Origin of the sequence: Lachnotalea glycerini (assembly GCF_003201285.1) — a bacterium.
In the GTDB taxonomy this organism is placed as follows: Bacteria; Bacillota; Clostridia; order Lachnospirales; family Lachnospiraceae; genus Lachnotalea; species Lachnotalea glycerini.
In genome coordinates this window covers 44,878-57,644 of the sequence record NZ_QICS01000012.1, presented here as the reverse complement: position 1 = coordinate 57,644, position 12,767 = coordinate 44,878, and the positions used below count along the sequence as shown (strand labels likewise).

The 12,767-nt window shown below is 35.8% G+C and carries 11 protein-coding genes; 1 reads left to right on the top strand and 10 read right to left on the bottom strand.

The features are described from left to right. Positions 1-107: 107 nt before the first annotated feature. From C8E03_RS17510 to C8E03_RS17485, 6 genes are all read right to left on the bottom strand, one after another. Complete coding sequence (locus C8E03_RS17510; RefSeq protein WP_094380422.1) at positions 108-977, bottom strand: SPL family radical SAM protein; 870 nt, start codon at positions 975-977, stop codon at positions 108-110. 42 nt (positions 978-1,019) lie between these two features. Further along, positions 1,020-1,841, bottom strand: coding sequence for a helix-turn-helix transcriptional regulator (locus C8E03_RS17505; RefSeq protein ID WP_110291716.1), 822 nt, complete (start codon positions 1,839-1,841; stop codon positions 1,020-1,022). A 110-nt stretch (positions 1,842-1,951) separates the two neighbouring features. After that, positions 1,952-3,430: a glycoside hydrolase family 1 protein gene (locus tag C8E03_RS17500; RefSeq protein WP_110291715.1), complete on the bottom strand. Its 1,479-nt coding sequence runs from the start codon at positions 3,428-3,430 to the stop codon at positions 1,952-1,954. Between the two features lie 27 nt (positions 3,431-3,457). After that, positions 3,458-4,831: a PTS transporter subunit EIIC gene (locus C8E03_RS17495; RefSeq protein ID WP_094380428.1), complete on the bottom strand. Its 1,374-nt coding sequence runs from the start codon at positions 4,829-4,831 to the stop codon at positions 3,458-3,460. A gap of 127 nt (positions 4,832-4,958) precedes the next feature. Next, positions 4,959-5,759, bottom strand: a complete 801-nt coding sequence (locus C8E03_RS17490) for a MurR/RpiR family transcriptional regulator (protein ID WP_094380430.1) — start codon at positions 5,757-5,759, stop codon at positions 4,959-4,961. 120 nt (positions 5,760-5,879) lie between these two features. Further along, complete coding sequence (locus C8E03_RS17485; RefSeq protein WP_110291714.1) at positions 5,880-8,381, bottom strand: glycoside hydrolase family 31 protein; 2,502 nt, start codon at positions 8,379-8,381, stop codon at positions 5,880-5,882. A gap of 320 nt (positions 8,382-8,701) precedes the next feature. On the opposite strand from C8E03_RS17485, the gene C8E03_RS17480 reads away from it, so the two are divergent. Next, positions 8,702-9,502 (top strand): alpha/beta hydrolase, encoded by an 801-nt coding sequence (locus tag C8E03_RS17480; protein ID WP_110291713.1) that lies wholly within the window; start codon positions 8,702-8,704, stop codon positions 9,500-9,502. A gap of 107 nt (positions 9,503-9,609) precedes the next feature. Here C8E03_RS17480 and C8E03_RS17475 read toward each other — a convergent pair whose 3' ends face one another. From C8E03_RS17475 to C8E03_RS17460, 4 genes are all read right to left on the bottom strand, one after another. Continuing rightward, positions 9,610-10,074, bottom strand: a complete 465-nt coding sequence (locus tag C8E03_RS17475) for a DUF1648 domain-containing protein (RefSeq protein WP_094380436.1) — start codon at positions 10,072-10,074, stop codon at positions 9,610-9,612. Positions 10,075-10,085: 11 nt separating this feature from the next. Beyond that, positions 10,086-10,736: a DUF3887 domain-containing protein gene (locus C8E03_RS17470; protein WP_094380437.1), complete on the bottom strand. Its 651-nt coding sequence runs from the start codon at positions 10,734-10,736 to the stop codon at positions 10,086-10,088. Beyond that, positions 10,736-11,074, bottom strand: coding sequence for a PadR family transcriptional regulator (locus C8E03_RS17465; RefSeq protein ID WP_094380439.1), 339 nt, complete (start codon positions 11,072-11,074; stop codon positions 10,736-10,738). The genes C8E03_RS17470 and C8E03_RS17465 overlap by 1 nt, the downstream gene beginning before the upstream one ends. 463 nt (positions 11,075-11,537) lie before the next feature. Further along, positions 11,538-12,728, bottom strand: a complete 1,191-nt coding sequence (locus C8E03_RS17460) for an alpha/beta hydrolase-fold protein (protein ID WP_094380441.1) — start codon at positions 12,726-12,728, stop codon at positions 11,538-11,540. Positions 12,729-12,767 lie beyond the last annotated feature (39 nt).

Here is a 12,767-nt window from a genome sequence, read left to right as displayed (position 1 = left end):
AAGCAATAAATCCTATTGAAATGAATAGGATTTATTTGTATATCCCTGTTCTTCTACCTTTGCATCCATTTATCCTCTTTTGCAATCTGGAAATCAGCATTAGACGATTATAATTTTAACATAAGCTGTTCATATTGCTTATCCTCATATTGATGCAGATAAGAAAAGAGTGCATTAACATCGGATACAATCTGGTGTTTTTTACAGGTTTGATGAAATAGCTCCATTAGTTCCTTATTATTTGGACTATTTATTTCATAGGAATTTCCATAAGTTTTAATATAGCGCTCTTTCAAGCCTGGAAAATGTTTCTCTAGCTTTTGATAAAAATATTCCCTGTTCCCATTTCTTAAGGTCAAGCCCATTCCAAAACAAATAATTCCATATGTTTTTGCTTCAATACAATAATTAAGTACTCTTTCTACATTTTCTTTTGTATCATTGATAAAAGGCAGCAAAGGTGACAGCCATACCACCGTTTTGATACCATTGTCTCTTAGTATTTTAAGTACCTCAAAGCGCTCCTTTGTCGTCGATACATTTGGCTCCAGGATTTTGCACAACGCTTCATCAAAGGTAGTTAATGTCATTTGTACCACACATTTAGACTTCTGATTAATGCTTTTAAGAACGTCTAAATCTCTTAATATACATGCTGATTTCGTATGGATTGCTACTCCAAAACCATATTGATCAATCAGCTCTAAGCACTTCCTTGTATTCTTAAGCTCAAGCTCCAAGGGAATATAAGGATCTGTCATAGCCCCTGTACCAATCATACATTTTCTTCGTTTTCTTTTTAAGCTTTCTTCTAATAGCTTTGCTGCATTACTTTTTACTTCAATGTCCTCAAAGGCATGATGCATCTGATAGCAATCGCTTCTGGCATCACAATAAATACAGCCGTGCAGACACCCTCTATAAATATTCATTCCATTATTTGAAGACAGAATCGCCTTTGCCATTACCTCATGCATTTTATCACCTCATCATATTGACATTTTTTGTAACGCTCTTATTTAAAATCTTTTCCTCTTTCCTGCAATCTGCTTTTTCATAGCCGATGGGGAAATTCCGGTAATAGTTTTAAAAACTCGGTCAAAATGGGTAACATTGGAAAATCCTACTTCGCTGCTTATTTGTGTAATGCTTTTATCTGTTTCCATAAGATAAAGCTGTGCCTGACTGATTCTGATATGATTAATATATTGAATGATAGTACTATTGGTGTAATGCTTGAATTCTCTGCACAAATAGTACGTACTTAAATAAAATTGCGAAGCGAGCATATCAAGCGTTATATTTTCTGTATAATTCTTATGCAGGTAATGAATAATCTGAGTGATACGGTTTTGCTTATCAACCTCCACCTCTGCTCCTTCCAAACGAACAATTTTAATAAGCAGATGATTTAAGAGCATTTGCATTGCTTCATCGCTATAAATATCATTTTTTTCCTGTTCCTTCAATATTTCTTTCAACAGGGAATATATTTCACTTCTATCTGCCAGACGGTACACTCTGGCAGATACTTTTAATTTTTCCGTTATTTCATGTATCATAATAGCCTCTGTTTTGAAATAAACCACAAGACGTTTAAATGCAACATCATTGTCTCCATAAGAGTGATGCATCTTATAGGGGGGGAAAATGATGAACTCACCGGTACTCATGCAGCAACTTCTATCTTGTACCATATGATAGCGTTGACCCGACTCCAGATAATACAGTTCAAAGTAGTCATGATAATGCGACTTTATCATATTGTCGTTGACTCCCAAAATTCGTTCTGCTGCTATGCATTTACCATTTGTCATTATCATACTTGCCTGATCTATCATCTCAATCTCCTACTTTGTTCTATCTTTTGTTGCTAATTTAGCACCATTATATCAATTTAAAACATAGCAGGCAAGTTTAATATGATCAAAAATTAACACGCAGTTACAATTTATCCTTCATGATTCTCCAAATCCTTTCCATTTGAAGCTATCACTTGTTTATACCAATTGAATGACTTTTTCTTCTTCCTTTCATAAGAACCATTTCCATTGTCATCCAAGTCGACGTAAATAAATCCATATCGTTTAGACATTTGGCAGGTTGACATACTTATCATATCAATACAGCCCCACGGGGTATATCCCATCACTTCAACACCTTCTTCAATGGCGGCTTCGATAGCCTTAATATGCTCCTGATAATACTGAATACGATAATCATCCAAAATACTTCCATCTGATTCCATCATATCCCTGCTTCCTAAACCATTTTCTACAATAAACAATGGCTTTCCATATCTATCATATAACTCAATTAATGAGATACATAAACCCGTTGGATCAACCTGCCAATTCCATTGTGTCGTCTCAAGATAAGGGTTTTTAACTCCGCTTGTGAGATTTCCGCTCACTTGTTCCTTATTTGCTTCATCCATACTAGAAACACGGCTCATATAATAACTAAAGGAAACAAAATCCACCGGGTATTCTTTGAGAATATTTTCGTCTTCTTTTCCAAAAATAATCTTAATATTTTTTCTTTCCCATTCCCTTTTGATATGGCTTGGATACTCACCCCTTACCTGTACATCCGAATAATAAAAATTTTTTCTATTCTCTTTTAGCGCAATCAAGGCATTTTGTGGATGGCAGTTCTCCGGATATGTCAATGTTCGGGTAATCATGCAGCCCATCTGCGCTTCAGGTATTATTTCATGCAGATATTTTGTTGCTAATGCGCTTGCTACAAACTGGTTATGGACAGCCTGATAAATAATTTCCTCCCACTTTTCTTTTGGATAGCGGTCTTCCACTAATCCTATAGTCGTAAATGGATGACGAAAAACGCTATCAATTTCATTAAAGGTTAACCAATATTTTACCAATCCCTTATATCTTTTATAAACAGTTTTACAAAATTTTAAAAAGAACTCAATTACTTCTCTTTGATACCAACCATTATAGTGATTGGATAAATACAGTGGCATTTCGTAATGGTGTAATGTAACTAAAGGTTCTATGTCTCTTTTATGCATTTCCTGAAATAGATCTTCATAATATTGTAATCCACTTTCATTTGGCTCTTTTTCAATTCCATTGGGATAAATTCTCGTCCATTGAATGGATACTCGTAGTATTTTAAAACCCATTTCCTGAAACAAATCTAGATCTTCTTTGTACCTGTGATAAAAATCAATTCCATGTCGCTTTGCATATTTGCTTGTGTCCTGACTCAGCATGGCTTCTTCAATATCCTGACTGGTTATGAAATGCTGCGCTTTGTAATCACTGGGATCTATTTCACTTTTGTACATGCTGCAATCTGCGACCGATATACCCTTTCCATTCTCATTCCAAGCACCTTCACACTGATTAGCCGCTGTTGCCCCTCCCCATAAAAATCCTTTTGGAAAACTAGTATTTGGCATTTTATTTCCTCCATGATGTTATTAAATTTATATTTCCTTATCAGCTAACTCGTCTATCCCTAATATCCAAGTAAGAATAGCTGTAATCGTAAATGCTAAAGCAATACCAATAATGTAATAAACAAACGTATCACCAAAAAAAGCTGGTAATGTTGTAAGTGCAGGAAAAACATATACAAAGGCTTTTGTATGCATCGCTCCCATAAACGCTCCTGCCAGCGCCCCTCCTATGATCTGCGCGATAAATGGTTTTTTATATTTTAATGAAATACCATATACAATTGGCTCTGTTACCCCACCTAGCAATGCTGGTACTACCGTAGATAATGCAAATGCTTTTGTTTCCTTTCTTTTTGCTTTCATGAATACACCAAATGCAGCTCCTGCGCTCGCAAACGTTGCTGCTGCAACCATAGGACGTATGAAATCATATCCATAGGTCGAAATATTATTAATCATAATAGGAGCAACTCCCCAATGAATTCCAATCATTACAAGCAGAGTCCATCCACCTCCTATAATAAGTCCTGTTAATAGACCATTTTGTGCACTCATGAAATTAACAAAGCTGCCCATTGCATTTGCTAGATAAACACCAACGGGACCAATCACAATGACAGAAAGTGGAACCATAATAATCAAAGCCGCAAAAGATAAAGCAAATAATTCAATACTCTTTGGAATGAATTTCTTTAGTAGTTTTTCTAACTTAGAATATACCAAAACTGCTATAATAGCTGGAACTAGCGTTCCAGAATATTTCATCAATACCACTGGAATCCCCATAAAGGATGATATATCACCCGCATTTGTTATCAAGCCTGTGAAATTTGGTTCTAATAGCGCCCCAACAATTGCAAGTGAAATATAGGGATTACAATCGAATGCTTTTGCAGAGGAAAAAGCTAAAAATAATGGCAGAAAATAGAAAACACTATTCCCAGCTGCTGATAAAATCATATACGTACTTCCTGTATTATCCAGCACTCCCAAGGTAGTGGTCAATATAACCAACAAAGCCTTTATCATGCCAGCACCAGCCAAAGCTATAACAATTGGATTTACAATTGCTGCCATGGTATTTAATGCTCTGGTAAATAAATTACCGCTTTTTTCCACTGTAACACTTTCCCTTTTTTCTGTTTGAATCGGATAAAGCTTTAAAATTGTATTAAAAATATCTTCTACTGTATTTCCCACTACTACCTGAAATTGTCCATTTCCAATTACTACCGTTAAAACACCTTCTAACTCTTTTAATGATTTTTGATCTGCTTTTGAATTATCCTTTAACTGAAACCTCAGTCTGGTAACACAATGCGTCAGATTTGTAATGTTTTCTACTCCTCCAACTAAGGCAACAATTTCTTTCGCTAACTTTTCATAGTTTTTTTTAGCCATGATTCGTTTCCCTCCATTAACATCAAAATTTATCTGCCTTGGCCAAGACTTGTTTGTATAAGAATCATAACATAGATTTAATTATTCAATGAAAAGTTCGAATTTTAGAAACTCAATTGAAACTGCATTAAATTTTTCTGATTTGTTTTCTATATTCCATTACAATCATATCATTAATCAATGGATAAAGAATTGAATGTGTTTGCACCAGAGATTCATGTTTAAAGCTAATACATAAGTCTACATCTGGATGGTTTTTCATCCTTTCATTTCCAGTAATTAGTACAATTTTTGCTTTAATTTTTGAATAATCCTTTTTAATTTGAAATTCGGATAACATATAGCGCTGAATGTAAGTACCTGAGTTTGAATAAATAATAATTAAAGTATCTTCATCTGCATGATTAATAAAATCATCTTGCTTTGAATCACTTAGATTTGTAATAATAAATTTTCCATTATAAGCTAATTTCGTCTGTAAATCCATTGCTCCAAGCTCCGAAAACAAAAGACCAAAACTTGCCACTTTTTTATAATGCACTAAATCCTTTGCTAATTCTTTAACTTGATTCATATCAATGCTATTTTTACAGTAAGAAATATCTTTTAAAATAACATCAATATAAGAATCCAACCCATTCTGTTCCATGTATTTGGCGATATTTTGATTATAATTAAGCTTAAATCCATACTTATTTTCCTTAAATGGCGCTGCTGCTTTAAATTCTGCATAATCTTCAAAATTTAACTTTCTTATAAATTTGGATATCGTTGACTTTGAAACAGAACATATTTGAGCCACCTCTCCAATTGATAATGAAGCAATTGAATAAAAATTAGACAATAAAGTAAAAGCAATATGATAATCCGTTGATTTTGGATCACTATCATTTAAAATAATTAATAATCGATTTAATAAAATTCCCATATGCTTCCTCCACTTAATTAGAATAATTCCATCATATTACTTTATTCCAAAAAAGTATAGCCTAAAGGAAAGAAAGAATCTGCCACCCGTTAGGCTGACAAATCCTTTCGTCCATCTTATTTACATTCCTATCATATCAAATTGTTCAAAAGAAATAATAAGTTCATAATCTTTTCTAAGATTCTCATATTTAATCTGAACTGATTTTAACGTCTGGCTATAATACCAACCACTCATTGCACTTTCAAATTTCTTGCGGTACAGAAAATGAGTCAGCTCTTTCCCATCTAAGAACACCCTATATGGCGCTTTCTTTGGATGAATGACATCCAGATACATATTGTCAACTACTGATTGATAATCACCCTCCTTTTGGAAGTTCAGAACTGTTTTCTCGCCTGTTGTCATAGTAATACACGTCTTTAAAAAGTTGCCCGTCTTGTATTCATTTGTGATTCCATCATCTTCATAAAGCGTAAATCGATTATCCCTGCCTGCTGCTATCAAAAGATGAATCCCTGTTACTTTCTCTGTTGTTAAATTGTGCAATTGATTTTGTGCCATTGGAACAATTGCTCCCTCTTTGACAAACAATGGGACACTTGAAAGTTCAACGGGAATCTCAATTGTTTGACCGCCTTCATACCTAGTTCTATTATAAAAGTCATAAAAGACTTCATTTTCTGGAAGATATACCATTCTGGTCTTTGCACCTTTCTCTACCACATTTGCTACCAAAAGGGAATCTCCCAGCATAAAATCAACGCCTTCCTCATAGCATTTTGTATCCTGCTGGAAAGCACTGCACATAGGTTCAATCATCGGGAGTCCTGTCTCATGTGCCCTTTCCATCAGTGAATAGAGGTAAGGAATCAGTCGATAACGAAACTTCACCGCCTCACGGATATACTGTGTGCAGTCACCATACATCCAAGGCTCTGTTACCGTATTGTCCGTATTAACGGAATGTACAGAAAAACGTGGCTGAAAAATACCATTTTGAATCCATCTCACCATTAATTCTGCTTCTGGCGAATTTCCATAAAAACCGCAAACATCACAGCCATGATTGGCAACACCCGATAAGCCCATCCCAAGAATTGTTGCAATATTATACTTTAATGCCTCCCAACAAGTAAGATTATCACCTGCCCAAGTCTGTGCATATCTTTGTATTCCGCTATGTCCGGAGCGACATACAATATAAGGTCTTTCGTTTTCAAAGGTTTCCTCAATTGCCTCCTTGGTCACATGGCACATAATGTTAGACATGACTGATTTTAGCTGCCCAATTGTACCACCCGTCCCCTCAAAGTCACAACGGCAATCCTTATCAATCATACTGTCATACTCACAATTATCATTCCAAACAGAGCTAGTCCCCATCAAAAGAACATTTTCTTTCAGTAAATCTTTCCATACCTTACGTGTAATTGGTTTTGTAAAGTCTGCAAATACCCCTTTTCCTCCCCACCAGGTTCCAATACCTGGTTCCTCTTTCTCACTGTCTAATACAAAAATTTTCTGCTTTTTCATTTCTTCCAGATTTGGATGTGCCAAAAGAATTCCGGGTTTTACATTAGGCGAAACTGTGATACCACGCTTTCTCATCTGTTCAAAGAAATTCTTAGGATTTTTAAAGCGTTTTCGATTCCACGTAAATACGCAGCGCTTTATCCCTTGTGGTGTCTCTTGTGAGGTATACCCAGAGGAAAGCTGAAAACCGTCTACTGGCATGTCTTCTTCCTTTGTCGTATCAATAAATTCTAAAATAGCATCATCACAGTCAGCCTCCAGCTCCGGATAATACATAGACGAACCAAGGTATCCGAGTGCATAAATGGGAAGCATGGCTGATTTACCGGTCAAATCCGTATATCCCATTACTACCTCACGAATCGATGGACCTGCAATTAAGAAAAGATCAATATCTCCGCCATCTGTTCTGTATCTGCTGTGCGGCTTCCAATAATTACTCTTTTCTCTTCCCATATCAAAATCACATTCATAGGTATTATGATAGAAATATCCGACTGCCTTTTGGGACTGACGATTTAATTTAATGTAAAATGGAATATGCTTATACAAAGAATCTGTCTCCTTAGGATTATATCCCATTGCATCCTTTGGGCTCATAGACATGAATTTTTGTGCTTTATTCCACTCACCTGTCTTTTCACCAAAACCATAGAAACAATCATCTACACTGATTTCGCTTGTATGAATACGCCTGTGATTGCTGTCCTCTTGATAACCCAAATCTACGATATCTGCATGAAGAAGGGTGTTGTCTTTGTCATATACACAAATTCGAAATGGGTCTTTTTCTACCACTACTTTTAAAAGTTTCCCCTGTATCACTGCTGTTGTTTCACTGTCAGTTAACGTTGCAGCCGCAGCTTCAATTCTTTTACGCCTGTCACCAAGGAAAGCATCCATGCGATCCCCCCACGCAGTTGTCAGCAGACTATAGGATTCTTCTGCGAACTCTCCATCAAAGCCTGCTCGGATTCGTAATATTTTGTCCGTCAAAAACAGAACTCGGATTTCAATACTATTCGTCATAATCGAAACATAGTTCTCGCATTTCCCTATCTCTTTTGCATTCATACATAGCTTCATTAGGTATTATCTCCTTTTACAAATCATTTTGTTTCTTTATTATAATGAAAATGTAAGTTATATTCTATACAGAAATTGCAATCAATGAGAGCTAATTTTACATATCTTGCTCTTTTAAAACTCAATTTGATTGCTTAAAATTAAAAAGCTTTAATTTTTTTGTTATATATCTTGATTTGTTTTAATAACAAAAGCAAAATATGTACAAAATATGCATAAGCTGTGCAATTTTTGTCTAGTTTCTTTATCATACATCCTATATAATAGGACTATCCCAGTCCAATAAGACTGAAATAATATAAAATCAGGAGATGATTCTTATGGCTTGTATGCAATGTCATTACTATAGTTCTTCCTTAAAACATACCGTTGAGGTTAACGTCATTGTCCCAACCCCAGAGGGAAACGAGCAAATTACAGATTCCAATGTTCAAAAATCCTACTGCTATGAAAAGGGACTCCCTGTTGTCTATCTGCTTCACGGTGCTTTTGGAAACTATAGTTCATTTTTACGCTTTAGTAATATAGAGCGCTATGTGCAAAAGCATCGCTGTGTAGCGGTTATGGCCTCAGCAGATAATAGCTTTTATCAGGACATGTATCACGGAAACTCCTACTATACCTTTTTTACTAAGGAGCTTCCTGCGTTTATCACAAACGTGTTTCCTGTTTCTAAGAAAAGAGAAGACACCTATATCGCAGGCTTTTCTATGGGAGGATACGGAGCATGGTATCTTGCCTTATCTAACCCAGACCTTTATTCAAAATCGGCCAGTATGTCAGGTGCACTTGATATTGTGGACTTGTACAGTGAATACTTAAAGGGCACAATGGATGCTCCATTTCCTTTGGAGGATATTTTTGCAGAGCCTCAAAATCTATCCGGAAGCAATTTTGATTTATTTGAGCTTCATAAACAATGTATGGCTAAAGGTCAAGTCCCTGAACTTTATCAAGCTTGCGGAACAGAAGATTTCTTGTATTCTATGAATCAAACCGTGAAAAGTCGTTTAGAGCAAGTGGGTGCAAATTTAATATATGAAGAGGGTTCTGGCGGACATAACTGGGATTTTTGGGATGAATATATTAAAAAAGTACTAAATTGGATGTTTAATAAATAATATATTGATAGGTCTTAAAAGGTGCATTCTATTTGAATCTACTCTCAATTAGAATGCACCTTTTAATTAATTAATTATTATTATACTCAAACATATAAAATCATGAATCATTTTACTTTTATTAGTTGAACTGTAAAAAAAGCAATCGAACCAAACATAAGCACTAAAACTATTGGTAAAAACCACACAGACATGCTTCTTGATAAAGCTGAATTGAGCGCGCTATAGCTAAATATTGCTGCAATCAATAGCTTTTGAGTTTCAATTAGATTTTTTAGTATACGATATACCCGGACTTTATTTTGTTCTGTTACTGTTACTCCTGTATTCCAGATTTGGGGAAATCTCTCAAGCACCGTTATTCCAATGTAGAGAATCCAAGCTATGATAACTTCAATGAAAATCTCTTTTTTATTCCCCCACCGATCAATTACTCCTGCTGCATTGTAATGTGCCGGAATGCTCTCGGGTATCTCTTGCCAGTTTAGCCATAAATAAAGAACCATGGCAATCAAGATTCCTGCGCCAACTATATTTACAAAAATATCGTACCTCGTTTTGTTAATATTCATATTGCTTACCTCTATTTCATATAAAGCCCTACAAGCAACATGTCTTCATCTAAGGAAATTGTAAAAGTTACGCTTCGATTCTCGTATAATGCTGTGATTTCAGTGACAGCATATTTTTGATTCTTTTGTTTAATTTCTGCTGTGTAAATACTGGTAAAATCTTGAAAACTTCCCCAATCTGCTCCTATTTGTTCTTTTGCATTTACAATAACTTCTTCAGTTAAGGCTTCCTTGATCTGATCATTTGCACATCTGTTTTGAATCTCTTCATAATTGTTTTGATTTAGCAGCTCAATGATTTCTTTTGATTCATCAATTACCTGAATCTCGGTAAATGAGCTATCATCCTTTATCGCAACTGTTTTCGGTTGAATCCAGTTAATTCCTGCTCCTATCAATGCAATTATGATAACACTTACTGCTATGACTTTCACTCTCTTTACCCATTTGTAAGCTTTTAATTCCTCCTTTGATAAGTTTTCATTAAATTCAGAGGCCATACCAGCTGGCTGTCCCATTCGCTCCATTATTTGCTGCCATTCTTCCCCATGATCCAAAGCCGACTGTATATCCGCTATTAACTCTCGCTTAATTTCCAGTTTTTTCTTATAAGAGCATTTTAACTTCTTCGTAACTGCTTTTATATATCTGTCCTTGTTCATTACTCTACCTCCATTATCGATGTTACTTTATTTTGAAACTCTTTCCATAGTTCAAGCATTTCGGCTAAAGCCTGAATCCCTGAATTTGTAATTTGGTAATATTTTCTGGATACTTTTTTCCCTTTTGGTTCACTCCATCTGCTGATAACCAAACCATCATCCTCCATCCGGTAAAGAATGGGATACAGCGTCCCCTCTTTCAAAGTAAACATGCCGTTACTTTTATCTGCCAGCTCACAAATAAGCTGATAGCCATATTTCTCTTCATTTTTTAATAGCACTAAAACAAGCATTTCAAACACGCCTTTTTTCATTTGCTGTTCGTATTTTGGATTCAATTCACCACTCCTTACCTAGCATTACTAAGTACATTTTATTACAAGTATTTAGGTAAGTCAATAATTGCTTTTACTTTTTATCATGCAAAAGGATGTTATCAATTAATTTTGCATGATAGAGTAGGCGGGTGAAATTTCACCCGCCCCTCATCAAACCGTACGTGAGGTTTTCCCTCATACGGCTTTCCGACATTCTTCTTTCTACAGCATTATGTCATGCAGATAACTTCAATTAAATCGTCTATGGTGCGACTTTATCCATCCGCTTAGCACCCTACATTACTGTAACGCACCGGATTTAGCTACACGGCTCACTGGCGATTACCGTGACCGGACTTACACCGGCAGGCATGGTCCAGCTTCGCTGGACACACACACACAATGAAAAAAACCTGCCAAAAATTATGACAGGTTTTTCATTCAACTATCTATACTTTTAAAATACTTCTGACCTTGCGATTCGTTAATTAAATGAATAATTAGTCGGAGCATTCTTATCACTTCCAAGTGTTGCTGTAAAATTAATTGTGACTGATTCACCCGGTGCTAATTCTTCATCCCAGGATGGATTCTTTACAACAACTTTTGTACCATTTTGGCTAGATAATTCTGCACCCCAAAGCTGCGTAATCGTACTGTTATAGTCATATGTCAAAGTCCAGCCACTAAAAGTCTGACTTGAATTATTTGTCACTACAAGCTCCCCTTGAAAACTGCTTCCCCAATCACTTACTACTTGATAGTCAAAAGATACCTCATCGGTTGTTGGAGCTGGCGTAGGAGTGGATGTTGAACTTGTAGTATTGAATCCTCTTTCCTCTAACAACTGTAAGAAGTTCCATACGCTTGGTTTCCACACACTCCAATCATGTCCTCTTCCATTTAGCAGCCAATAAATGTTATCAATTCCCTTTGAATCCGCATAGTCATGCACTCTAGTACCAAAGCTTATCAAACCGTCATTCGTACCGTAAGATATAAAGAAAAGCTTTAACATTTGTTTTGCTTGTGTTCCGCCGTCTGGAAATAATGACTCATTTGAATGAGTGTTTGGAGCTGCTGAGTATGTGCCGATATAAGCAAACTTATCAAGATTTGGTAATCCAATATTAAAGGATTGTCCACCTCCCATTGAAAGTCCTGATATAGCACGGTGCTCACGATCCGTATTGACTGAAAAGTTTTGTTCTACATATGGAATCAAGTTATAAAGTATGTCATCTGTTACATTTTCATACTGATCAACTCCTGATGCTGCCGCAGTACAATTTGGCATTACTATGATAGAAGGACTGATTTTGCCTTCTGCAATCAGATTATCTGCAATATAATGTACACTTCCGCCTGCAGTTGTCCAGTTATCCTCATTTCCACCAATTCCATGTAAAAGATACATCACGCTGTATTTCTTGTCCGTTGTATAACCTGGTGGCAGATAAATTTTTGCCCTTCGAGTACTGTTTGTAGCATTAGAATAATAGTTAATGTATTGTATGGTTCCATGTGCAACATTTGCCTTGTAGCTGTCGTACCCATCAGCAGGCAAGGTTGGCAGTGTAGCTGCTGCCACGGTTAATGGTACACACCAAGTAAACGACATAAGCATCGCAAAAATGAGTAAAAAGCTAGTAAGCTTTTTCGTATTTCCTATCATAAAGCTTAACCCCCCTGTAATATTAATTGAATATAAGTT

Excerpts from the sequence above, each read along its gene's own strand:
- C8E03_RS17495 (WP_094380428.1), bottom strand. The coding sequence starts at position 4,831 with ATGGCTAAAAAAAACTATGAAAAGTTAGCGAAAGAAATTGTTGCCTTA.
- C8E03_RS17490 (WP_094380430.1), bottom strand. The coding sequence starts at position 5,759 with ATGGGAATTTTATTAAATCGATTATTAATTATTTTAAATGATAGTGAT.
- C8E03_RS17500 (WP_110291715.1), bottom strand. The coding sequence starts at position 3,430 with ATGCCAAATACTAGTTTTCCAAAAGGATTTTTATGGGGAGGGGCAACA.
- C8E03_RS17460 (WP_094380441.1), bottom strand. The coding sequence starts at position 12,728 with ATGATAGGAAATACGAAAAAGCTTACTAGCTTTTTACTCATTTTTGCG.
- C8E03_RS17480 (WP_110291713.1), top strand. The coding sequence starts at position 8,702 with ATGGCTTGTATGCAATGTCATTACTATAGTTCTTCCTTAAAACATACC.
- C8E03_RS17475 (WP_094380436.1), bottom strand. The coding sequence starts at position 10,074 with ATGAATATTAACAAAACGAGGTACGATATTTTTGTAAATATAGTTGGC.
- C8E03_RS17510 (WP_094380422.1), bottom strand. The coding sequence starts at position 977 with ATGCATGAGGTAATGGCAAAGGCGATTCTGTCTTCAAATAATGGAATG.
- C8E03_RS17485 (WP_110291714.1), bottom strand. The coding sequence starts at position 8,381 with ATGAAGCTATGTATGAATGCAAAAGAGATAGGGAAATGCGAGAACTAT.
- C8E03_RS17505 (WP_110291716.1), bottom strand. The coding sequence starts at position 1,841 with ATGATAGATCAGGCAAGTATGATAATGACAAATGGTAAATGCATAGCA.
- C8E03_RS17470 (WP_094380437.1), bottom strand. The coding sequence starts at position 10,736 with ATGAACAAGGACAGATATATAAAAGCAGTTACGAAGAAGTTAAAATGC.